The sequence below is a fragment of the Plantactinospora sp. DSM 117369 genome, from assembly GCF_053764795.1.
This window is the reverse complement of the sequence record NZ_CM132446.1, coordinates 2,511,408-2,533,821: the sequence shown is the minus strand read 5'-3', so window position 1 is coordinate 2,533,821 and position 22,414 is coordinate 2,511,408. Positions and strand designations below refer to the sequence as shown.

The window sequence follows — 22,414 nt, the reverse complement described above, 5'->3', positions numbered from 1 at the left end:
GCCCAAGCACACGACGGAACTCTCACCCGGGCCGCTGGCGGCGCCGCGTCACCACGCCCGTACGATCGCGATGGTCTTTGCCGATCGCCTCGGGGATCATCTGCGGGGTGGGCGGTAGGAGGCCGACCAGGCTGGGCTGGGATATGCCGAGCGCGCTGGTCACTGCTGCATCCTTGGATCGTGGGTAGGGTCGGCGTACATGGGCGGGCAGCCCTGATCGATGGCTTCGGGGCGCAGTTCGTAGTGCCAGGGTTCGTTACTGTAGATCTGGCAGAGCCCGTACTTGGCGCCGTGCTTGGACAGCCACGCCGTGGCGTCGGAGTGCCCGATGTCGATCGCCTGCCCCGACACGTGTGGAGACGTGTCGGGGGTGGCGACCCATCGGGCGGCTTCCTTTTCTGAGCCGTACTTCGAGACCGCTTTATGGAGTAGTTGTTCCTGGTACTCCGGTGAGCGCCAGCCACCGTTGACGTAGAAGGTGACCTCGTCGTCGGCGGCGTCGGTCGCAGCTCGGCGCAGGGCACCGAGCAGATCGGGGTCGAGGTTGGCCACCGCCGGAATTTCGTCATCGAAGACCGTCACGCACTCAGGGACGGCGCCATCTGCCTCGCCGAGTGCACCGAGGTGGCCGGCTGCGGCCGAGTGGGACGACGACGCCAGCGATCGGGGGCGGTGGGCTGCTGCTCGTGCTGGTTCGCTGTAGGTCATGCGTGCAGTCAAGGCAGCGTAATGTTGTCAGCACGTATGTGGTTTCCAATATGCCGACGATATGCAACGGCTCGTAGTATCGAGTGCATGCGTGTGTTGGTCGTCGAGGACGAGCCCTATCTGGCAGAGGCCATCCGCGATGGGCTGCGCCTGGAAGCGATCGCCGCCGACATCGCCAGTGACGGTGACACCGCTCTCGAGCTGTTGAGCACCAACGCCTACGATATCGCCGTCCTCGACCGCGACATTCCCGGGCCCTCCGGTGACGAGATCGCCGAACGCATCGTCGCTTCCGGCAGCGGCATGCCGATCCTGATGCTCACTGCTGCCGACCGACTCGACGACAAAGCCTCCGGGTTCGAACTCGGCGCCGACGACTACCTCACGAAGCCGTTCGAACTCCGAGAACTCGTGCTCAGGCTCAGAGCGCTCGACCGCAGGCGCGCGTACAACAGGCCGCCTGTGCGGGAGATCGCAGGTCTGCGGCTGGATCCGTTCCGCCGCGAGGTCTACCGCGACGGCCGGTACGTCGCGCTGACCAGGAAGCAGTTCGCCGTGCTCGAGGTCCTCGTTGCTGCCGAAGGCGGTGTCGTCAGCGCCGAAGAACTCTTGGAGCGAGCGTGGGATGAGAACGCCGACCCCTTCACCAACGCCGTGCGCATCACAGTCTCGGCATTGCGCAAACGGCTCGGCGAACCCTGGATCATCGCCACCGTGGCCGGCGTCGGCTACCGCATCGACACAGCGCCCGGCACCGGGCGTGCGGGAGGGGACCGTGGATAGGGCGCCTGGCTTGAGCGTTCGCCTCAAACTCACCCTCAGCTACGCGGGGTTCCTGATGCTTGCAGGTGGCTTGCTGCTCGCCGCGGTGTGGGTGTTCCTGCTGCGCTACGTGCCCGAGGTGGTCTACATCCCCGGTCCCCGTACCCGAGGTGAGCCACACGCCCCGATGCCCGGACCCGACCGCTCCGACCTGGTGGAGGCTTTCGCCCCGAAGGCAGGCGCGGTGCTGGCGATCCTGCTGATGTTCGGCCTCCTGGGAGGATGGATCCTCGCCGGAAGCATGCTCGCGCCCCTGACTCGCATCACAAATGCCACACGTCTGGCCGCGAACGGATCACTATCCCACCGCATCCATTTGGAAGGCCGCAAAGACGAGTTCCGTGAACTTGCCGACGCCTTCGACACCATGCTCGCACGGCTCGAGGCACATAACGCGGAACAGCAGAGATTCGCAGCCAACGCCTCTCACGAGCTGCGCACCCCGCTGGCGATCATGCAGACACTTCTCGACGTGGCCCGCAACGATCTGAACCGTGACACCGGAGAACTTGTCGACCGCCTCCACTTCGTCAACACCCGAGCGATCGATCTCACCGAGGCATTGCTCCTGCTCAGCCGCGCCGACCAGCGGTCCTTCACCCGAGAACAGGTCGACCTGTCCCTCATATCGGAAGAAGCCACTGAAACGCTTCTCCCGCTCGCAGAAGAACGCGGCCTCACTATCGAGACCTCCGGCGACATCACCCCCACCATCGGCTCCCACACGCTCCTGCTGCAGATGACTACGAACCTCGTGCACAACGCGATCGTCCACAACGTGACGAAACATGGCACCGTGTGGGTCACGACCAGCGCTCACCCCAAGACAGTGGTGCTCACTGTCGAGAACACCGGCGAGAAGCTCTCCCCGCAGTTAGTCTCCACGATTGTCGAGCCGTTTCAGCGCGGCACTGGACGGATACGCGACGGCCACGCAGGTGTCGGTCTAGGCCTGGCAATCGTCAAGAGCATCATCCAGGCACACGACGGAACCCTCGCCCTCGCTCCCCGCCCCGATGGCGGGCTCCGGGTCACGGTGCAACTACCCACCGCGCCACCGCACCCTGGCAGGTGACGACCCGGGGAATTGCCGCACGGCCCGAGAGGAATAGTCAAGGCCTGTGGATCAGCGTGTCATACGGCGCGAGCGTCAGCGCTTGCCAATTCGTCGGACCGTCCGACGAGACTCCGTTGGCGAAGGACGGGACCAGGACGCAGGCGTTCAGCGCGACCACCAGCAGCGAGGTCGCCGAGGTCTGCCGTGGGTGCCGGCGTCGCCGGGGTGGTCCGGGTGGTCCTGATGAGGCGAACCTTTCATCGCTCGGCGACCACGGTGCGCGCGTGCCGGCCAGGGCGACGTCCGCGTCAGGTGCGCCGGCCGCCGACGCGTGGGCCGACATCGCCGCGATCCGCTCGGGATCGGTGAGTGCCGGGATCAGGGCGGTCTCGATCCAGGCTGGTCGAGGTCGGCGTTGTCGCCGAGCAGTGCCCCCGCCGGCCGCGACGCCCGGCTCGGCGTTGAGCCGCTGTTCACCGCCGCACAGTGGCAGCGGGACGTACGCGGCCGGCGGCGGCCGCAGCGGGATCCCGATGGCGGTGGCGTGAGCCAGCCGGAGACTCGGCGCGGCGGTGAACACGTGTCCCGGCCGCCAGCCGGTTGGCCCACTCCGGGCCGGGCGGCCGCCTCGTGGACGACGATCGGGGGCCCTGCCCGCGGCGGCGAGGTAGGCCGGCACGGCCAGGTAGCCCCCGAAGCCCACGACACAGGTCATGTTGCCAAAATATTATCCGCTATCAGCACCTTCAACGCTTTGTCAATTTCCTTGGCCGGCTCGACTATCGGAAAATCAAAATAGGTATCTGGGTAAGGTTCGTCGTTCAGTGTGTAATGCCACCACTCGCAATCGTATGAGCTAAAACCGCAGGCCTCCATGATGGAGCGAAGACATTGACGGTTTCTCGCTTCGACTTGCGTGATTCCTTCCGCTCCATGATGTGAAATTGAATCCATCAGGTCATGGTCACCGCCCATTGGAGCAAGTTCACCGGTGGTCAGGTAATAAAGCGTAAGGTCAACTGTACTGCCCCGACTGTGGCCCGACTTGGTGGCCACATATCCCTTCTCAAACATCTCGGCCCTGTCAATGTTCGGATAGTGTCGTAGCTTCGTCCGGCCATCCTCCGGCTGTTTTGCCCAGCGCAGGAAACAATCTACGGCCCGTTGAGGGCGATAGCCATCCCAAAGAAGCAAGCCGAAGCCAAGGGATTCGGCCTTTTCTCTCGCTCTTTCCAGGGCTGCGCACAACGCCCTCGTGCCGACGATTCGATTTGTCAGGTATCCGTCCACCGGTTTGCCGGTGAAGTTGTCCCACGTGGCGTACTTGGCATCCCAACGTATTCCGGGTACAAACTCGTCTACAAAGACAAAATCTTCTTTCATTGGCTTTTCCCTGTCAAGGCCAACGACACCATCCGGTCGATCACTTCGGCGAGCGGCAACCCTGCGGCCGACATCATTCTCGGATAACGGCTGTACGAGGTCATGCCAGGCATAGTATTGACCTCGTTGAGGACTATCTTCCCATCTTCCTTGAGGAACATGTCCACCCGCGAGAGCCCCCTGCATCCCAGGGCGCGGTACACGGCCTTTGCCGTCTCCTGAATGAGCGAGCGTGACTCCGCCGAAATGTCAGCGGGAACGATTGCTGTCGAGTTCTCGGAACCGGTTTCGGGCTCGGTCTCCTGATGGATTCTGAAGAAGCCATGAGACAGAGCAATTCGGTCCACCTCACCTGCAATCAAATCCAGATCGTTCCCCAATACGGCACATCCGACCTCGCTGCCGACGACAGCCTCCTCAATCAACACCTTCGAGTCGTACTGCCTTGCGGTTTCCACCGCACTTGGCAAGTCTTCCTTGCGAGATACCTTACTGACTCCGAAAGATGAACCCGAACGGGCCGGCTTTACAAAGACGGGATAGGTAAGCTGGTCGGGATCAATATTCTCGTTCGCCGTGACAGTCCAGAACTCCGGCGTAGCAATTCCCGCGCTTCTGGCGACGATGTAGGCAAGGGATTTGTCCATACACAGGACAGAACTTTGGACATCGCAGCCTACGTAGGGGATGCCGGAGAGCTCCAACAAACCCTGCATCGCACCATCCTCGCCGAGTTTGCCGTGCAGAACGGGCAACACCAGGTCCAGACTGATCGTTTCGTATCGTCCCTGCTCCAGAACGAGCAATCCGTGTACGCTTCTGTCCGGTGACAGCACAGCTGGACGGCAACGGCCGCTTTCCCAGTTTGCGTCAGGGCCGTCACAGAGCTTCCAGGCACCGCTCTTCGTAATCCCGATATAGAACGGTTCGTACCTGTCGGTATCGAGGCTTCGTGCGACCTCTTGCGCGGACTTGACGGAGATGGGATGTTCTTCGGAACAGCCCCCGAATATGATTGCGATCTTCAACTTATCCATGTTGGTTCCCGCTTTCAAATTTCAGGCAGTTGATGATTGAATTTTCAACAGTGTCGCTCAGGGCGTGGTCTGTGTAGTAGGCAGTGTGCGGACTAATAAGCACATTCGACAGCTCTTGCAGTCGCAACAGCAATTCGCTCTCAACGCCTCTGTTTCTGCAGTCGGCGTAGAATATTCCTTCCTCCCCTTCGAGGACATCCAGCGCAGCACCGGCCAACCCGCCGCTTTCCAGTGCTGGAATAAGAGCCTCGGTATCAAGAAGAGAACCGCGTCCGGTATTGATAATGAACGCGCCGCGCTTCATCTGCTCGATACGTTGACGATTTAGGAGATGGTGCGTATCCGGGTTGAGTGGTGTATGGAGCGTTACGATGTCGCTCAGTTGCAACAACTCATTGAGAGGAACGTAGTTGGCAGAGGTCTTGGGGTGACTGTCATAGGCCAATATGCGGCAGCCAAAGCCCCGCAGCCTTTCCATGACCGCTGCGCCGATGCGTCCGGTTCCAATCACCCCGATGGTCAGATCGCGTAGTTCTCTCCCGCGTACGTCATTCAACCTGTAATCGTGAACATCGGCACGGCGGATGATGGACTTTGCATTTCGCACTGCCATCAGCATCAACATCAGTGTGTAGTCAGCCACGCTGTCGGGTGAATAGGCGACATTTTCCACGGAAATGCCGACGCTCTCCGCGTACTCCACATCGATGTGATTGTATCCAATGCTCCTGGTGGAGATATACCTCACGCCGACGCGCCCGAGTGCAAGAAGAGTGGAGTTTGTGATCTGCGTTTTATGGCCGACACTGATACATCGGTTTCCGAACGCCAGTTCAATATTGGCTTCAGATACCGCTGCCTCTGTGATGGTTGACACGACGCCGAAGCGAGGCGCCATCTCTCGGAACAAAACTGCCTCGTCCTGCTCGCATCCATAAATTGTGATTCCCACTGTCGGGACGGCCGGGGAGGACGGGGACGCCAGCGATCGGGTGCGGCGGGCCGCTGTTCGGGCTGGTTCGCTGTAGGTCACGCCTCCAGTCAAGGCGGTGTGGTGTTGCCAGCACGTATGCGGTTTCCGATACGCCGACGATATGCCGTCGGTCGGTAACATTCGGCTGCATGCGTTTGTCGAAGCCGTACGACGTCAGCCGGCCGCGCCGCCGGCCCGAGCGCCTGCCAGCTGGCGGTGCGGTTCGACTCCGTCGCCCGCTCAGCACCCAGGCCCGTCACAGCGGAGATTTCCGACCCGAGCATCGCTCCGTTACCGTCCCGAACATCGGCACACTGCACCCGTAGGAGCGCGACGCGGTGAGTAGAGGGACATTGAACCTTTTTCAACCTCCCCTTGCGGTCCGTCGGAGGGCGAGGTCGGACGCGGTGTGCGAGCGCCGCGCGGTTCAGGTTGAAAAAGGTTCATTCTGCGGGCCACCCTCGGTGCGTCCTCGGCCGCTGGTGCCCACGTCGCCTGCGGCATCATCGCCGCGAACGTGGCCTGGGTTGGCAGGGATTCACCGGCCGAATGGACCTCCTACCACACGAGCGGCGGATGCTGCCTTCTCCCTCTGAAGTGGGTGTTTGAGAAGGGTCTATGAGACTCGCTGGTGGTAGGTGCGGCGTTGTTTGCGGGTGGCGGGTGCGCCTCGGGTGAGGCGGCGGGTCATGGTGTTGATCGCGGCCCAGCGGATCATCGCCTCCGAGGTGGCGGGGTCGCGTTCGTAGTCGCGGGCCAGCCGGCGGTGGGCGGTGAGCCAGGCGAAGGTCCGCTCGACCGGCCACCTTCTGGGGATCAGGACGAAGCCTTTCTGGCCTGCGGGTTTGCGGACGAGGTGCAGGGTGGTGGTGGTCAGGATCCGGGTGGCCCAGTCGACGAGGCGGCCAGCGAAGCCGGCGTCGGCGAGGACGAACCGGACCGGTGTGGTCAGGTAGAGGCTGAGCAGGGTGGTCTTGGCGCCGTCGCGGTCCTGGACGCTGTCGGCGCAGACCATGACGACCAGGATGAGTCCGAGGGTGTCGGTGACGATGAACCGTTTGCGGCCGTTGATGTTCTTGCCGGCGTCGTAGCCGCGGCTGTCCCGGCCCATGGTGTCGGCGGCCTTGACGCTCTGCGAGTCGATGATCCCGGACGAGGGCTGCCGGTTGCGGCCCTGCTGGAGGCGGACCTGTTCACGAAGGTGGTCGAGGACGCGTTGCGTGACCCCCTCCTGCTCCCAGCGGACGAAGTACCAGTGGACGTGTGCCGTGCGAAAACCCGGTTCTGGCTACGCTGCCTGCGAGTATTCGCTGATCATGCCGTGGATGATCTTCCGTCGGCGTACCCGGATCGTGGTCAGGTCGGCCACCGGTGGAGGGGATGCGTCGCGGTTCGGAGGGCGTTGCGACCGGCCTTGATGGGGCCGATGTTCGTTGTAGTGCCTGACGTACTCGTCCCACACGGCATGCAGGTGCCGCGGGTTGTCGATAAGCATCCGGTCCAGGTACTCCCGGCGTACCGTGCGTACCCACCGTTCGGCGTGGGCGTTGGCCCTGGCCGCGCCGGGCGGGCTACGCAGGACTTCGATCCCTTCAGTAGTGAACACGTGGTCGAACACGGCGGTGTACTTGCTGTCGCGGTCCCGGATCAGGAACCTGAACCGGCCCACCCGCTCCCCGAGGTCCATCACGAGGTTGCGGGCCTGCTGGGCCACCCACGCCCCGGTCGGGTTCGTGGTCGCGCCGAGGATGCGGACCCGCCGGGTGGCGATCTCGATCAGGAACAGCACGTAGACGCGGGTCAGGCCGATCGTGTCGACGTGCAGGAAGTCGCAGGCCAGGATCCCTTGTATCCGGTACGGTTTACGGACGCGTTACTACTGGGCGGAACGTCTGGACGGCCGCGCCTTAGTGAGCGTTTAGATGTGTGTTGGTCGGGCGTGTCGCACAGTGGGTCCGATCGATGAGGGTGAGTGGCTCGGTAGTCGGGTATGGAGCGAGTGCGGCGGTACCCGTCTGACCTGACTGACGCCCAGTGGGAGATCGTCGAGGCGATGTTGCCTGGCCAGAAGTGGATGGGCCGGCCGGAGAAGCATCCCCGCCGGGCGGTCATCGACGCGATCCTGTACGTGCTGCGTACCGGCTGCCCGTGGCGGTACCTGCCGACGGACTTCCCACCGTGGCAGACGGTGTACGGGCACTTCAAACGCCTGAACAAGCGGGGTGTGACCGAACGGATCCTCACCGAGCTGCGCGAGCAGGTCCGCCTCGCCCACGACCGCGAGGCGGAGCCGACGGCGGGGATCATCGACTCGCAGAGTGTGAAAGCCGCGGACACCGTCCCCGCGGACAGTCGCGGCTACGACGCGAACAAGAAGATCAACGGCAGGAAGCGGTTCATCGTCACCGACACCCTCGGCCTGCTGGTCACCGTCTGGGTCCTGGCCGCCTGCTGGCAGGACCGCGACGGCGGCAAAGCAGCGCTGCTCGCCGCGTACGCGACCACCCCGATCCGGCACGTCTTCGCCGACCAGGGGTTCGCCGGCCGGTTCGTCGACTGGGCCAAGAACGCCTTGAGCACCACGGTGGAGATCGTGCGTAAGCCCGCCGACCAGAAGGGTTTCGCCGTGCATCCGCGCAGGTGGGTGGTGGAGAGGACCCTGGGCTGGTTGATGCTGCACCGCCGCCTGGCCCGCGACTACGAGACCGATCCCGCCACCGCTGAACACATGATCCGCTGGGCCGCGATCACCGGCATGCTCAACCGCCTCACCCGCATCGGACCCGCCACCCGCCAACCCCGCCGTACCTTCAACACACCCGAGTAACCCACATCTAAAACGCTCACTTAGACAGGCGTTGGCCCCGACGTAGCGGCCCAGCAGCTCGCCGATCTATGGGCTCGGCGAGGCGGCCGAGCAGGTGTTGTCCGCGTCGGGTCGGAACCATCGACGCGTAGCGGTGCGGGGCCCATTGCAGGATGAGCACGCCGATGTCGGTTTCGAGTTGCTGGATTTGCAGGTTGAGGTTCTGGGTGTGCAGGCCAGCGCCGAGCCGCGGCGTTCATACTGAGAAAGGTCATTCACCTGCTGGAATCAGTGCAGGCGTCGCCAGCCACGGCGTTGTCCTTCGATGGCTCGGCAGATGTCGCGCGGCGCGCCCGGCAGCACCGCCGAAAGTATAGGGACGTGATCCAAGGTCTACTTTCGCTCCTCGGACGTCGCCGGCACCGCGTCCGGCCCGGATACTAGGGAGCGTGAGCCTGGACATCAGAGGTATCTCATACGTCACCGGCTACACCTCAGGCGAGGCCCTGCGCCGGGACATGCACGCTATCCGCGAGAACCTGCACTGCACGACCGTGATGCTGATCGGCACCGATACCCGAGAGCAGATGGAAGCCGCGCGGTGCGCCTTGGAATCCGGGCTCGATGTCTACATCCGGCCGTATCTCGCCGACCGCCCGCATCGCGAGATCCTGGCCCATCTCACGGCGACGGCCGAGGCGGCCGAGGAACTGCGCGCCCAGTGCCCGGGTCGGGTCACGCTGCTGCTCGGCAGCGAGTTTTCCCTCACCTCCCCAGGGATGGTCCCGGGACCGCGTGTCTTCATCCGATTACAGGTGCTGGTGCGGTGGCGACGCTTTTTCGACCGCCGGATCACCCGCACGCTCAACGCCCTGCTCGGCGCCGCCTTGCCCATCGCCCGCGCCTCCTTCCACGGGCCGGTCAGCTACGCCGCAGGCTTCTGGGAGAAGGTCGATTGGTCCGGCTTCGACCTCATCGGCGTCAACCTCTACCGTTTCGGCCCCGACCCGGCCGCATACGAGCAGCGGCTGCGCGCACTGCTGGAAGAGGCGGACCGGCCGGTGGTCATCACCGAGTTCGGGTGCGGCGCCCACCTCGGGGCCGAGCGCAGCGGGCCTGGCGCGTTCCGGATCGTGAACTGGTTCGCTCAACCGCCCCACGTCAAGGGCGGTCACGTACGCGACGAGCCCACCCAGGCGGCGTATCTGGCCGAACTCATCGACCTCTACGCCGCACATGGCGTACACGGCTGCTTCGTCTTCACCTTTGCCATGCCGGACTTCCCGCACCACGCGGACCCGCGCTACGACCTGGACATGGCCGGCTTCGGCGTGGTGCGGGTACCCTCCGAGGACCCGTCACAGTGGGAGCCGAAGGAGGCCTTCCACCAGGTGGCGCGGCGTTACGAGGCCTCCGAGCGCGGCGTCGCAGCCAGCGGCACGGACTGACCGACGGGGTGACCAGAGATCTGGAGGATCAGACCGGCCCGGCTCCGGTCGAACTGGACGGCCCGGCCGGCCAAGGTCTCATCGAGATCCGTCGACGCAACTACAACGGCTGGGTCGTGGTTGGGTGGGCGCTGCTGTTGTCCTTGCTGTGGGTGGTTGTTGAAGTGGTCGGCGCGCCGACCACGGCCACCGTGTGCCGCTCGTTGTAGAGCAACATGCGGTCGGTGCATTCTTCGCGGAGGCTGCGGCCCCAGCGTTCGATGAAGCAGTTGGCCAGTGGGGGCGCGGGGCGGGGTCTTGACCACCGTGATGCCCTCGGCGGTGAACACCGCGTCGACGGCGGCGGTGTACTTGGCGTCGCGGTCGCGGATCAGGAACCGGAACCGGTTGGCATGCTCGCCCAGGTCCATGAGGAGGTTACGGGCTTGCTGGGTGGCGCTGTTGGGTTCTCGAGTCGGTAGACAGGGCGAACCTCGTCTGCTGGTTGGGAATCAGATCGCTCGGGCGAGTTCGGTGAACGCTGCGGCGATGCGGAGCGCCGGTGGCGCCTCGTGTCCGAGTTCGTAGTGTCCGCGTCGCACGTTCTGCATAAACGCGTGTCCGGCGATGACCACCTGCGTGGTCCGGTCGGTCCGTAACCCGCGCATCGGTCGTAACCGGTGCTTGAGCTGCCTATCGGCCTCGATCGGATTGTTGGCGTACCGCTCGACGTGGTGCCGGGCCGACGGGACGAGGTCGTCGAGGACCGCCGGGTAGACCGGCGAGGCGTCGGTGACCACCTCGGCGGGCGTCACCTTCAGCATCCGCAGCGCCCGCTGGAAGAACCGTCGAGCCGCAGTGGCATCCCGGCGGTCCGACACGAGGACATCGATAACCTGGCCAGGCTGGTCGACCGCCCGGTAGACGTACCGCCACACGCCATTGACCCTTTACATAGGTCTCGTCGACGCACCACCGGTCACCAGGCGCGTGCCGGTGGAACCGGGCGGCGTCGGCCAGCAGCGGTGTGAATCGCTGCACCCAGCGGTACACGGTCACGTGGTCCACCTCAACGCCCCGCTCTGCCAACCGCTCTTCGACGTCGCGGTAGGAGAGGTTGAAGCGCAGGTACCACCGAACCGCGAGAATGATGACCTCGGGCGGGAACCGGAACCCAGCAAACACCGACGGCGGAGACCAAGATCGGGAACGAGACGGCGACCTCACCGGTTCAGCTGACCACAACGATCATGCAGGCGATCGAACATGCCTCGTCCAAGGCAACAGACCCTCTTCCGGCAACCCTGGACCAAAAGCGACGCCGGCTATCGGATGGTCGTGTTGCCTCGGTTCGCGGTCGGCATGCCGCTGGTACGCAAAGTCGTCGCGGCCCACAACCCCACGATGCGATCTTCGCCTCCTGACCACCGCAGCACCCTGGACCTCACCCTGGCTCCCGCCCGGTTACGGACAAGACTTACGCTAAGGCGCTCCACCTCCCGCCAGCGCCGCTCCCACTCTCCCAGATCACCGCCGCACGCGGTGACGTACGCCAGTGTCACCTCCAGCGTCGTAGCCGCCGGCCCGACGCGGCCGCGGACAGTGTCGCCACCGAATGGTTCACCGGCGCGGCCATCTGCCGGTAACCCGGCCTACCCGCCTTTTCCCGCAACTGCCGCAGCTCGGCCGCCAGTTGCGCAACCGGGCCGCCGCGGTCGTCCAAGGGTCGCTCCGGCCTCAATCCCCACCCCCTGTCGCACCGCGACATCCGTCGTCAATTGTCACTGCGTTGTCCAGAGTTGTTTGTCTGACCGTCCCCAACAGGGGCCAGACAACCCGCGCGGCGCTAGACAAAGGCTTCAACCAGGAAGCCGAGACGTCGGCAACGACCGACTCCGGCACAACATCCATGCCGATCAGTCGAACGACGGAGAGGAATCACATGCTGAAGAACAAACGCCGGGTCACGGGATGGTTCGGCCTGCTGACTGTGGTCGCGGTGTTCGCCACGCTGCTACCCGGCGGTGCGGCACAGGCAGACGAGAGCGGCGCGAAGTTCGTCGCCCAGTCCAGGGCAGCCGGCCTCAGCGCCGACAAGGCAGCCGCCCTGCAGGCTGATGCCGACAGGCTCCTGGAGAAACTCGGGTCGGGCGCCACTCAAGTGGCGTCGAACAAGATCAAGATGCCGGGCGCAGAGCTGATTCTCCCGGTGCCGGGCCAGGAGCAGCGGGCCGCCCCCTGCCCGTACTACAACTTCTGCGCCTACAGCGAGGCGGGCTTCACCGGCTACCAGGTCAACGCGGAGGACTGCGCCATCACGTACGGGATCCCGTGGTACACCTACAACGGGTCGTGGATCAACAATCAGACCCCGGGCCGCCGGGCGCGGGTGAACTACACCGACGGCACTCACTGGTACGTGCCGGGCGCGTACTCCCAGCAGTCGAGCAACATGGGTTGGTACCGGGTCGGCTCCGTCGATCCCTGCTGACCGGCGTTCGGAGGGCGCCGTCATGCGACCGCCCTGACCACTCCCCGGTGGAAGGCCGCACTGCGTGCACTCCGAGCAGTCGACCGGCCTGAACTGGCGGAACGTTGATCACGTCAGTTCCTGCTGATCTGCCCCTGATGCCCGGCGCGGACCGTCACACGTCCGCGCCGGGCACTGCCCTATTGCATAGGGCCATCGCCCAGGCCCCGCCGCCGGACCGTGCCCGGAGCGAGTCCGGTCAACATTTCGGCACCGTGTTCACCGACCTCAGCGCAGCGGACACCCGATCTAGCAGCGATCCGGGCGCCTGGCCACGATCACCGAATACTCACCGTGAGATTTGGACGTGAGTCGCCGAGCTGACCGCCGCAGCCGGCCGGAGGTCCTCGCGTTTGTCAACCTGTGCACATTTGGCGTACCGACTCCCGGCCTTGGAGCCATACGCCGACACCAGGTGGCTCCTAACCTCACAGACACCAACTTCTGCTCCAACTAGGCGGCTCTGCCGCCCCGCAAACACTGGGCCCGGCACCAACGCGGGCTGGCCGGCTCACCGGGGTTCTATTTCGTGCAGGTAAGTTCGGCGTTCGTCGGGGCTCAGGGGGCGGGTAACCCGGGAGTCGGCGACGGCACGGATGTGGTCGGTGGGGCCGCAGACCTCGCAGCGGGTCAAGCGGATGGTGCCGTCGCCGTGGGCGGTGATCAGGGTGTCGCCGGGGGCGAACTGGGCCTGTTCGACGAAGGTGCCGTGGCCACGGAAGGCGACGAGTTCCTCGCCGCTGGCGGTGTCCCAGATTCGTTCGCTCCTGTCGTGGCCGGCGCTGACGATCTGGCGGCCGTCGGGACGGAACGCCACGGTCCATACCGGGCCTCGGTGGCCTCGGAGGATTCGGGGTGGGCTCTGGCCGTCGGTGTTCCAGATCCGGATGTTGCCGTCGTCGCCGCCAGTGGCCAGGGTTCGCCCGTCCGGGGAGTAGGTGGCCGTCCAGACCAGGCCCGGACTTCCGCCCAGGACGAGTGGCGTTCCGTGGCCGTCGGCGTTCCAGAGTCGTACGGTCGTGTCCTGGCTTGTGCTGGCAACCTGGCGGCCGTCGGGACTGAACGCGATGCCCCGGATGGACGCTTCATGACCTTCGAGCACCAAGAGGGGATCGCCCGGCCGGTCGACGTCCCAGATCCGTACGGCCTCATCATGGCCTCCGCTGGCCACACGCCGGCCGTCGGGGCTGAGCGCCACACCCCAGACAGTCTTGGTATGACCTCGGAGAACGGCAACGGAATCGCCACTGGCGGTTTCCCACACCCGTACCGTCCGATCCCGCGAAGCGCTCGCCACCCGGCGGCCGTCCGCTGACAACGACACGGCAAGAACCTCCTCCGCATGGCCGGTGAGCACCAGCCGGCTCCCGCCCCGCCAGACCCGGACCGTCTTGTCGGCGCCGCCGCTGGCGATGGTGTTCCCGTCGGCGCTGACCGCCACAGCCCACGCGGCGCCGGTGTGACCGTCGAGCACCTGAGGATTGCCGGGATAGCTCGGATCCCAGATCCGCAGCGTGCCGTCACCACTGCCGCTGAGCAGCCGCCGCCCGTCGGGACTGAACGCCACGCTCCACACCGGTCCGAGATGACCGTGCAGCAGCAACGGGTCCTCCCCGTCACCGGCCGCCGTATTCCACACCCGGACGGTGTCACTGCCACTGTGACCACTGGCGATCCTCCGGCCGTCCGGGCTGAAGGCCACGGTCTCCACGGTGCCGTCACCGGCGCGCAATACCAGCGGGGGCGTGTCTTCGGTCCGGGACCAGATCCGGACGGTCTGGTCAGCACTGGCACTGGCCAGCAGACGCCCGTCAGGGCTGTAGGCGAGGTTCCATACGGTGCCTTCGTGGCCGCTCAGCACCTCGGGTGGCGCTGTCGTGGAGGCCAGGTTCCAGATCTTGACCGGTCCGTCACCGCTGCCTGCGGCGAGATGACGGCCGTCCGGGCTGAAAGCCACCGCCCGCGCGGGTCCGGCGTCCAGCGGGAGGGCACGGACGGGTTGTGGGTTCCCGCTGCGGCGGTCCCAGATCCGGACGGTGCCGTCGTCTCCGGCCCCGGCGACCAGGCGTGAGTCAGGGCTGAACGCGACAGCGGACACCTCACCGCCATGACCGCGCAATGCCAGCGGCGGTACGCCGGTGGCCAGGTCCCACACGGTCACTAGACCGCTGACTCCGCTGGCCACGAGATAGCGGCCGTCCGCGCTGAATTTCGGGATGCGGACGTAGCTCGGATGGTCCCGCAGCACCCGGGGTTCCCCGGCGAACTGGTCGAGGCCGTTCATCGTCCACACGCGGACCGTGCCGTCGGCGCCGCTGGCAGCCACCTGTCGGCCGTCCGGGCTGTAGTCGACGCCGAGGACCTGCTGCTGTCCGGTGACGAGTTTCGCCCGCATCCGGGAGTCGAGGACGGCCTGGCGCAGCACGGCGGCGGCCTCGGCGGTCGGTTTGGTGTCGTACGCCGCCCTGGCCAGCAACACGGCCAACTCGTGATCGACCTGCAACTGGTCGCGCGCGTTGGCCACCAGCTGATGCGACAGTGCCCGTTCGCGCTCGTCGTTGGCGCGGTTGGCCTCCCGGAACGCGAACGCCGCGATCACGCTCATCACCGTCACCCCGGCGGCCAGACTGATCAAAGCCAGCCGGGTACGCCGCTGCCGCGAGCGAGTCTCGCGGGCTTCCCGGTCCCGGCTGGACTCGAGGAACTCCCGTTCCGCACCGGTCAGGTCGATGAGGTTCGCCTCCAGCGCCGCCGACAGCCGCAGCCCCCGGTATAACGCGCCGTCGTCGCGACCGAGTGACTCCCAGGCAGCGGCGGCCTCGGTGAGCTGCCGGTGCAGCCGCAGCCCGGCACGGCTCTCCTCGACCCAGCCACGCAGCCGCGGCCAGGCCTGAATCAGCGCCTCGTGTGCGATCTCCACGGTGTCGCGGTCGGTGCTGAACAGCCGGGCGGCCGTGAACGCGTCGATGACGGCCGGGGCCAGTTCCATGGTGTCCAGTTCGGCCCGGCTCAGCCGCCGTCGATTGATCAGCCCGTCCTGTCCGGCGTCAACCATCCGCAGCAGGACGCGCCGGGTGACGTCCTGTTCCTTTCCGGACATCCGCTCGTAGGTCTGTTCCGCGGTGTTGGCCACCGCACCGGCCACACCGCCAGCCGCCTGGTAACCGGCGAGGGTGACGATCGCGCCCTGCCGGCGGTGCCACGCCTCGCGCAGCGCGTGCGCGGCCAGGGGCAACGCGCCGGGTGAGTCGGCGACCTCGGCGACGATCGTGGCGACCAGGGCGCCTTCGACGCGGGCGCCGCGCAGCTCGGCCGGTCTGGTCACGGCTTCGCGCAGTTCGACCGGGCTCATCCCGCCAATCAGAACCTGCGCATCGGCCAACTTGGCCAGCAGTGCGGGGTGTTCGGTGAACCGGGCGTAGTGGTCGGCGCGGACGGCCAGCACGACCCGGGCCCGTCCGTCCGGTTCCCGGCACATCGCCAGCAACGCGGCGACGAAATCCGCCCGCTCCACCGGAGCCGGGCACGAGGCGAAGACCTCTTCGAACTGGTCCACCACCACGAGCAGGTCACCGTCGGCGGGCAGCCCCTGCCGTACCAGCAAATGTGCCCTTGTCGGGTCCTCGTGCAACTCGTCCAGCAGCCCGCCGGCCGGCACCCCGGCATGCCGAGCCAGGTGCACCGCCAGTTCGGTCATCGGATGCGCGCCCGGGGTCAGCACCACCACCGGCCCGTCGGCGGCGGGGACCAGGCCCGCTCGTACCACCGATGACTTGCCTGCCCCGGAGGGGCCGAAGACCGCGAGGAAGCGCTTTTCCCGCAGGCGGCGAGTCAATTGATCAACCAGCGCGGTACGGCCGAAGAACAGCTCCGCGTCCTCCGGCTGGAACGTCGCCAGCCCCGGGTACGGCGATCGCCCCTGCCCGTTCGCCTCGACCGGCTCGCCGGCCGGTGCCACGCAAAGGCGTTCCGCCTCCCGCCAGCGCCGCTCCCAATATCCAAGATCACCATCGCAGGCGGCGACGTACGCGAGAGTCACCTCCAACGTGGGCAGCCGGCGCCCCGACGCCGCCGCAGACAGTGTCGCCACCGAGTAGTTCACCCGTGCGGCCATCTGCCGGTAGCCCGGCTTGCCCGCCTTCTCCCGCAACTGCCGCAGCTCAGCCGCCAGTCGCGCCACCGGGCCGTCCAGGCCGTCCAACGGTCGTTCCGGTCTCGGCATCTTCTGGGCCTCCCCACGCCACCCCCGACATGCATCGCCCATTGTCTATGAGATGTCTAGCGTTGTTCGTCTGGGCGCTGTTGCGTTGCCGGTGGTCGTAGAATCTGGGCAGGCTTGACCGGTGAAGCTGTCGAGTTCTCGTCGTCCGTGGTCGCCGCCGAAGTCGGCCTTTACTGGGTTTCGGATCCCGGCCGAGATGATCGTCGTCGCGGTCCGCTGGTACCTCCGTTACGCCCTGTCCTATCGGAACGTAGAAGAGCTGCTGATCGAGCGTGGGGTCGAGGTCGACCACGTGACCGTGTTCCGGTGGGTGCAACGGTTCACCCCGCTGCTGGCCGACGCCGCCCGGTTCTCCCGCCACTCACCTGGTGATCGGTGGTTTGTCGACGAGACCTACATCAGAGTCAACGGGGTGTGGCGGTACGTCTACCGGGCAGTTGACCAGCACGGGCAGGTGCTCGACGTGCTGGTCTCCGCGCGCCGTGATGCCACCGCGGCCCGGCGGTTCTTCCAGCGTGCGCTACGGGTGCTGAAGGTGACCCCCATCGAGGTCGTCACCGACGCCGCCCCGGCCTACCCCGCGGTGCTCGACGACCTCGTTCCCTCAGCCTGGCACCACGTCGAACGGCACGCCAACAATCCGATCGAGGCAGATCACAGCCAACTCAAGCACCGGTTACGACCGATGCGCGGGTTGAGGACCGACCGAACCGCACAAGTGATCATCGCCGGACACGCCTTCATGCAGAACCTACGACGCGGCCACTACGAACTCACCGCCGATGTCCCGTTAGCGAAGCGGGTCGCTGCCGCGTTTACCGAGCTGACCCACGCCACCTGACCGCAAACCCGACGAGGGCTCGACATGCCCCTTGACCCCGCAACGCAACAGCGCCGCGCGTCCTGTCGGGCCCGCTGTCGAACTTCCACGACCTCGCCGCCAACGACGCCACGACACCGCTGCTCATCAGGTGATCACTGCGGCCGGCCGCCCGCCCTGGCCGGCTCCCGGCTTGAGGAAGTTCGATCGGCGTTCGTCGACCACGGCACCTCGATCGAACACGGCGCCCAACTCGGCATCGACGTCGAGACCGTCACCAAGGACCCACAGGCCAGAGGATTCAGCGTCGTCAAACGGCGTTGGCTCGTCGAACGCACCCTGGGATGGCTCATGCACCACCGCCGGCTCGTACACGACTACGAAACCCGACCCGACAACTCCGCCAGCATGATCACCCTGGCCATGATCGACAACCTCGCCAAACGCCTCACCACCGAAACCACCCCAACCTGGCGATACGGCTAAACCCACATAACCGACGAAGTACGTGAATCACACGCCCTCTCAGACGACCCTCTCGATCTCGGCACGTAGTTCGAGCGCGAGGACACCGGTCTCCTCGCAGTAGTCGGCGGAGTTGTTGGTGACGAGGAAAATCATCATGCGGAGCATGCCCCGACCACCCATGCCTGCCGGTGCCCGGGAAGGCAACCACGGCGTGAGCCGGGATCTGCTCAACGGAGTCACCGGCCAACTGGCGGGACTGCCGACCGCCGGCTCGGCACCCAACCGCCGTGCGCGAATCCGGTCGACTGACCGCCGGCCACCGGCGCCCGTCCGTGACCGTGCGGACAGCCGGAAATGCGTTTCTCCGATTGCAGGCACTCCATAGGATCTCCGGTGATCAAGGAGGATGACACAGTGGGCGATTTTCAGCGGTTCGTGACGGATGTGACTATACGTCTGTCCGCGATGTCCAAGGGCGAGTTGTACGTCGTCGGCGACGGTCTCGACCGGGACTCACTCTGGCTCACCTTTCTCGATTCCTTCCCCGCCGGCACCAATCTCCGGTTCCGTGAGCGGTCCGAGTACGACTGCTCGACCTGCCGCGGGTTCATCAGGAACTTCGGTAACGTCGTCGAGATCCACAACGGACAGGTTCGCTCCGTCTGGTCCGGGGTGTCTGCATCCGACCCGGTCTTCTCCGTCGTCGCCGCCGCAATGGACGAATTCGTCAGCACGCTGCCGTTGTCCACCATTTTCCGGTCCACCGAGGCGCAGTACGGGACGAGGACGACCCGGACGCTGCGCGACGGCCAGGTCGAGGTGTGGCACCACCTGCACGGCCGGGTGGAGAAGCGGCATCGCATCAAAGAGGTCGGCGCGGCACGGGGCACCTTCGACGCCGCGGTGCAGGTGTTCCAGCGTGGCCTGGCCGAGCTGACCCAGCACGCTCTGGACACCGTCGTCGACCTCATCGACGACAACGCCCTCTACCGCGGCACGGAGCATCGTCGGGCGGTGACCGAGTTCCGGTCACTGCAGAACCGGTGGACGAAGGCGACCGACGGACAGGCCTTCATTTTCGCCAACGCCATGAACCCGGCGGCCCGGTTCCGCAACACGGTGATCGGCACCCTCGTCCAGGATCTCTCCGCGGGCGTCGACCTGGAGCAGGCGGTCCGGTCGTTCGAGACGAAGGTGGCACCGCAGAATTACCAGCGCCCCACGGCGTTGATCACCCCGGCCATGGTCAAGGCTGCCATGAAGACCATCGACGAGTTGGGCATCGAGGAGTCGTTGCAGCGACGGTTCGCCCGGCTGTCCGACGTGTCGGTCACCAACGTGCTATGGGTCGACAACGACACACAGTCGCGGATGAAGGACGGCATCGAAGGGCTGCTCATGCAGGCGGCCACCATGAGGTCGGCAGGTGCGCGCCTTCGTGACGCGAAGCCGGAGGAGATTCCCGTGGTCACCTTCATGAAAGACATCCTGCCTGGCGCCGCGACCATCGACCTGTGGGTCGCCAACAGCCACGAACCGCACTTCGTCAGTCTCACCACCGGCCGGCACCCGGCCGCCCCGCGGCTGTTCACCTGGGACAACGATTTCGGATGGTCCTACAACGGCAACGTCACCGACTCGATCAAGGAGAAGGTCAAGCGGGCCGGCGGCAACGTCTCCGGCAAGCTGCGGGTGAGCCTGTCCTGGTTCAACCACGACGACCTCGACCTGCACGTGTTCGAACCCAACGGCGACCACATCTGGTACAAGGACAAACGCAACAAGCTGGACGTCGACATGAACGCGGGCGGGACGTTCTCGCGCGAGCCGGTGGAGAACGTCACCTGGACCGACAACGTCCCCGACGGCGAGTACCGGATCGAGGTGAACCAGTTCAACAAGCGGGAAAGCACCGAGGTCGGCTTCGTGATCGAGACCGAGAGCAACGGGAAAATCGAGCATTACAGCCACGAGCGGGCGGTCGGCCACAAGGAGACCGTCGAGGTGGGCCGGATGACGGTCGCCGACGAGGTGATCACCGCTTTCCGGCCGGGTAAGGACATGCAGCCGGGCAGCGCAGGCAAGGACCTGTGGGGAATCACCACCGAACAGTTCGTGCCGGTGTCCACCATCATGTACTCGCCGAACTACTTCGACGACGGCGAGGTCGGCAACCGCCACTACTTCTTCATCCTGAAAGGGTGCGTGAACGACCAGCCGACCCGGGGAATCTACAACGAGTTCCTCCGCGGCGACCTGCAACCGCACCGCAAGGTGTTCGAGGTTCTCGGCGATCGCACCAAGTGCGAGCCGTCCCCGGATCAGCTGTCCGGCCTCGGCTTCAGTTCCACGGTCCGCAGCTCTGTGGTCGCCAAGGTGACCATGACCGACGGCCGGCGCCACCTCATCAGTATCCAGTTCTGATTTCCTACCCAGTAAATCTGAGAGAGGCCATCGTGACCATTTTTGAAAAGGCCACGCGGGAGAAATTCCGCTACCCGTCGGCCAAGGGACTGCTGACCACGGAACAGCTGTGGGAGCTTCCGCTGACCGCCAAGTCCGGCTTCAGCCTCGATGACGTGGCCAAGGCGGTCAACGCCGAACTGAAGGCCATCGACACCGAGTCGTTCGTGGCCACCGAGACCAATCCGGCCAAGGCAACCTTGGAGACCAAGTTGGAGGTCGTCAAGCACGTCATCGCCATCCGCCTCGCGGAGGACCAGGCGGCGAAGGCAGCGGCAGCCAAGAAGCTGGAGAAGGAAAAGCTGCTGGCAGTCCTGGGCCGCAAGCAGGACGCGGTCCTGGAAAACCTGACCGAGGCAGAGTTGCTGGCCCGAATCAACAACCTGTAGCCTGCTGACAATCAGCGTCTGCCAGCAGGCCCGCACATCGCCGAGAAGTACGGTCGCCATGCAGGACTTGCGCGACCAGGCCGGCGCCCACGGCCACTTCTCGGCGAACCCACATCGGTACGACAGCGAGCGCGACGCCCTCTCATCGGCTTCTTATCTACTGGTGGTACGACCGCAGCCCGGCCAGGCTAGGTCGAGGTGACCGGCGGGTCGCTCTCTCATCGGCTGCCCGCCGCAGGTGTTGGTGTGGCTCTGTTTTGGCATGTGCCCGCCGGTCACCGTGGCGGGGAGAGGCTCAAGAGCGCCTCTGTGTGTCAACCCGTGCCGGTGGTTAGTCTGAGTTGATCTTTGATGAGGTGTCGGTAGAGAACGTTGGTGACGCGTCGTTTCAGGGCGCGGCGCGCCTCGGCGGGTGTCTTTCCCTCACCGAGTTTGCGCTGGTAGTAGACACGGCCGGGGCCGGGATCGCGGGCTTGGACCAGCGCGATGGTGTGCAGGGCGGTGTTCAGTTGTCGGTTGCCGGTGGGATTGAGTCGGTGGCGGCGGTCAAGCGGGAGAAGGGCAGCCTCGACGTACTGTGGGCCAGTGCCGGCGGGGGCGAGCCGGCCCTGCTCGGCGAGATCACTGAGGCCCAGTTCGACACCTGGTTCGGGCTCAACGCCCGCGGCACCCTGTTCACCGTCCAAAAGGCCCTCCCGCTCTTCAACGACGGCGGCTCCATCCTCATGACCCGAGCCAGGGTCCACCGTTGGTCCTCGGTCCAGCCGTGCGCGGCCGGGCCGAGGTCCAACTCGGCCCGCAACCGCAGAACCTGGTCGGGCGAGAGCCGGGAGAGGTTTCCACCCGGCCCGGTCGAGGCCAGGGCGGTCATCCCACCCGCACGCCAACGGCGCCGCCACTGGTAGACCGACTTCGTCGACACCCGCAACCGGGCCGCGACCTGCGTCGCTGGCACATCGACGGCGAACATCCGCGCGGCCCGCATCCGTACCTGCTCCCGCCTGGCCCGTCCCGCAGCGGACAGGCCCCCACTATCGGCGTACCTCACACCACAGGCATAGGCCGATACCGACCCAGCGTCCATAGTGGTAGATCACACCCGGCCATCCAAAGCAGACCCCAGTCATTCAACGGCTGTACAGCCGCCCACCGGACCGACACCCGAGGATCATTACCTACGCGGATCGACGCCACCGACCGTCCTATTGCGCACGAGATCGTTAGCTGGGCAGGTTTACGACGCGAATGCCGACGCCAGCGTCACGGATTTCCGAAGGAAGTCGTCGAGCCAGCCAGCGCTGCTTTCCGT

At 65.6% G+C, this 22,414-nt stretch carries 17 protein-coding genes and 6 pseudogenes; 12 read left to right on the top strand and 11 right to left on the bottom strand.

What is annotated here, in order from left to right:
• Window positions 1-22: 22 nt before the first annotated feature.
• Both ACSMXO_RS11330 and ACSMXO_RS11325 read right to left on the bottom strand, forming a co-directional pair.
• Window positions 23-163: a hypothetical protein gene (locus tag ACSMXO_RS11330; RefSeq protein ID WP_455417647.1), complete on the bottom strand. Its 141-nt coding sequence runs from the start codon at window positions 161-163 to the stop codon at window positions 23-25.
• On the bottom strand, window positions 160-708 hold the full coding sequence (locus tag ACSMXO_RS11325) for a M15 family metallopeptidase (RefSeq protein ID WP_455417646.1): 549 nt from the start codon (window positions 706-708) through the stop codon (window positions 160-162). Before ACSMXO_RS11325 ends, ACSMXO_RS11330 begins: the two co-directional genes overlap by 4 nt.
• 87 nt (window positions 709-795) lie before the next feature.
• Here ACSMXO_RS11325 and ACSMXO_RS11320 point away from each other — a divergent pair, with 87 nt between their 5' ends.
• Window positions 796-1,491 carry a response regulator transcription factor gene (locus ACSMXO_RS11320; protein WP_455417645.1) on the top strand — a complete coding sequence of 232 codons (696 nt, stop codon included), beginning with the start codon at window positions 796-798 and terminating at the stop codon, window positions 1,489-1,491.
• A gap of 10 nt (window positions 1,492-1,501) precedes the next feature.
• Complete coding sequence (locus ACSMXO_RS11315; RefSeq protein WP_455417644.1) at window positions 1,502-2,605, top strand: sensor histidine kinase; 1,104 nt, start codon at window positions 1,502-1,504, stop codon at window positions 2,603-2,605.
• Between the two features lie 37 nt (window positions 2,606-2,642).
• Here ACSMXO_RS11315 and ACSMXO_RS11310 read toward each other — a convergent pair whose 3' ends face one another.
• The 6 genes and pseudogenes from ACSMXO_RS11310 to ACSMXO_RS11285 all read right to left on the bottom strand — a co-directional run bounded on the left by ACSMXO_RS11310 (window position 2,643) and on the right by ACSMXO_RS11285 (window position 7,769).
• Window positions 2,643-3,302, bottom strand: a complete 660-nt coding sequence (locus ACSMXO_RS11310) for a hypothetical protein (RefSeq protein WP_455417643.1) — start codon at window positions 3,300-3,302, stop codon at window positions 2,643-2,645.
• Window positions 3,299-3,970, bottom strand: coding sequence for a D-Ala-D-Ala dipeptidase VanX (gene vanX / locus ACSMXO_RS11305; RefSeq protein ID WP_455417642.1), 672 nt, complete (start codon window positions 3,968-3,970; stop codon window positions 3,299-3,301). The genes ACSMXO_RS11310 and vanX overlap by 4 nt, the downstream gene beginning before the upstream one ends.
• Window positions 3,967-5,007 carry a D-alanine--(R)-lactate ligase VanA-Sc gene (gene vanA-Sc, locus ACSMXO_RS11300; protein ID WP_455417641.1) on the bottom strand — a complete coding sequence of 347 codons (1,041 nt, stop codon included), beginning with the start codon at window positions 5,005-5,007 and terminating at the stop codon, window positions 3,967-3,969. The genes vanX and vanA-Sc overlap by 4 nt, the downstream gene beginning before the upstream one ends.
• Window positions 5,000-5,992 carry a D-lactate dehydrogenase VanH gene (gene vanH, locus ACSMXO_RS11295; protein ID WP_455419221.1) on the bottom strand — a complete coding sequence of 331 codons (993 nt, stop codon included), beginning with the start codon at window positions 5,990-5,992 and terminating at the stop codon, window positions 5,000-5,002. The genes vanA-Sc and vanH overlap by 8 nt, the downstream gene beginning before the upstream one ends.
• Before the next feature lie 604 nt (window positions 5,993-6,596).
• Window positions 6,597-7,235: pseudogene (locus ACSMXO_RS11290) on the bottom strand (IS5 family transposase); the annotation flags it as partial.
• A gap of 33 nt (window positions 7,236-7,268) precedes the next feature.
• A complete protein-coding gene (locus tag ACSMXO_RS11285; RefSeq protein WP_455417640.1) occupies window positions 7,269-7,769 on the bottom strand; it encodes an integrase core domain-containing protein in 501 nt (166 codons plus the stop codon).
• A gap of 173 nt (window positions 7,770-7,942) precedes the next feature.
• On the opposite strand from ACSMXO_RS11285, the pseudogene ACSMXO_RS11280 reads away from it, so the two are divergent.
• The 3 genes and pseudogenes from ACSMXO_RS11280 (at window position 7,943) to ACSMXO_RS11270 (ending at window position 10,443) form a co-directional block, all read left to right on the top strand.
• A pseudogene (locus ACSMXO_RS11280) lies at window positions 7,943-8,853 on the top strand (IS5 family transposase).
• 382 nt (window positions 8,854-9,235) lie between these two features.
• Window positions 9,236-10,234 carry a hypothetical protein gene (locus ACSMXO_RS11275; RefSeq protein ID WP_455417639.1) on the top strand — a complete coding sequence of 333 codons (999 nt, stop codon included), beginning with the start codon at window positions 9,236-9,238 and terminating at the stop codon, window positions 10,232-10,234.
• Window positions 10,235-10,242: 8 nt separating this feature from the next.
• Window positions 10,243-10,443 carry a hypothetical protein gene (locus tag ACSMXO_RS11270; protein ID WP_455417638.1) on the top strand — a complete coding sequence of 67 codons (201 nt, stop codon included), beginning with the start codon at window positions 10,243-10,245 and terminating at the stop codon, window positions 10,441-10,443.
• Window positions 10,444-10,725: 282 nt separating this feature from the next.
• Here the strand turns inward: ACSMXO_RS11270 and ACSMXO_RS11265 are convergent.
• A pseudogene (locus ACSMXO_RS11265) lies at window positions 10,726-11,440 on the bottom strand (IS6 family transposase).
• 66 nt (window positions 11,441-11,506) lie between these two features.
• Between ACSMXO_RS11265 and ACSMXO_RS11260 the strand changes: the two are divergent.
• A pseudogene (locus ACSMXO_RS11260) lies at window positions 11,507-11,634 on the top strand (site-specific integrase); the annotation flags it as partial.
• Window positions 11,635-12,002: 368 nt separating this feature from the next.
• Window positions 12,003-12,704, top strand: coding sequence for a hypothetical protein (locus ACSMXO_RS11255; RefSeq protein WP_455417637.1), 702 nt, complete (start codon window positions 12,003-12,005; stop codon window positions 12,702-12,704).
• 550 nt (window positions 12,705-13,254) lie between these two features.
• On the opposite strand, the gene ACSMXO_RS11250 is transcribed toward ACSMXO_RS11255, so the two are convergent.
• Complete coding sequence (locus ACSMXO_RS11250) at window positions 13,255-16,965, bottom strand: nSTAND1 domain-containing NTPase (protein WP_455417636.1); 3,711 nt, start codon at window positions 16,963-16,965, stop codon at window positions 13,255-13,257.
• A 127-nt stretch (window positions 16,966-17,092) separates the two neighbouring features.
• On the opposite strand from ACSMXO_RS11250, the gene ACSMXO_RS11245 reads away from it, so the two are divergent.
• The 5 genes and pseudogenes from ACSMXO_RS11245 (at window position 17,093) to ACSMXO_RS11225 (ending at window position 22,010) form a co-directional block, all read left to right on the top strand.
• Window positions 17,093-17,806, top strand: a complete 714-nt coding sequence (locus ACSMXO_RS11245; RefSeq protein WP_455419220.1) for an IS6 family transposase — start codon at window positions 17,093-17,095, stop codon at window positions 17,804-17,806.
• Between the two features lie 213 nt (window positions 17,807-18,019).
• Window positions 18,020-18,271: pseudogene (locus ACSMXO_RS11240) on the top strand (transposase); the annotation flags it as partial.
• A gap of 396 nt (window positions 18,272-18,667) precedes the next feature.
• Window positions 18,668-20,677 (top strand): hypothetical protein, encoded by a 2,010-nt coding sequence (locus ACSMXO_RS11235; RefSeq protein ID WP_455417635.1) that lies wholly within the window; start codon window positions 18,668-18,670, stop codon window positions 20,675-20,677.
• A gap of 32 nt (window positions 20,678-20,709) precedes the next feature.
• The gene (locus ACSMXO_RS11230; protein ID WP_173033881.1) at window positions 20,710-21,105 is read left to right on the top strand and encodes a hypothetical protein; all 396 of its coding nucleotides are present in this window, start codon (window positions 20,710-20,712) and stop codon (window positions 21,103-21,105) included.
• A 341-nt stretch (window positions 21,106-21,446) separates the two neighbouring features.
• Window positions 21,447-22,010, top strand: coding sequence for an SDR family oxidoreductase (locus ACSMXO_RS11225; protein ID WP_455417634.1), 564 nt, complete (start codon window positions 21,447-21,449; stop codon window positions 22,008-22,010).
• Here ACSMXO_RS11225 and ACSMXO_RS11220 read toward each other — a convergent pair.
• Window positions 21,977-22,075 (bottom strand): annotated as a pseudogene (locus ACSMXO_RS11220) (helix-turn-helix domain-containing protein); the annotation flags it as partial. The gene ACSMXO_RS11225 and the pseudogene ACSMXO_RS11220 overlap by 34 nt on opposite strands.
• Window positions 22,076-22,414 lie beyond the last annotated feature (339 nt).

Coding starts and splice junctions, on each gene's coding strand:
- ACSMXO_RS11320 (WP_455417645.1), top strand. CDS start 796: ATGCGTGTGTTGGTCGTCGAGGACGAGCCCTATCTGGCAGAGGCCATC.
- ACSMXO_RS11310 (WP_455417643.1), bottom strand. CDS start 3,302: ATGACCTGTGTCGTGGGCTTCGGGGGCTACCTGGCCGTGCCGGCCTAC.
- ACSMXO_RS11250 (WP_455417636.1), bottom strand. CDS start 16,965: ATGCCGAGACCGGAACGACCGTTGGACGGCCTGGACGGCCCGGTGGCG.
- vanX (WP_455417642.1), bottom strand. CDS start 3,970: ATGAAAGAAGATTTTGTCTTTGTAGACGAGTTTGTACCCGGAATACGT.
- vanA-Sc (WP_455417641.1), bottom strand. CDS start 5,007: ATGGATAAGTTGAAGATCGCAATCATATTCGGGGGCTGTTCCGAAGAA.
- ACSMXO_RS11325 (WP_455417646.1), bottom strand. CDS start 708: ATGACCTACAGCGAACCAGCACGAGCAGCAGCCCACCGCCCCCGATCG.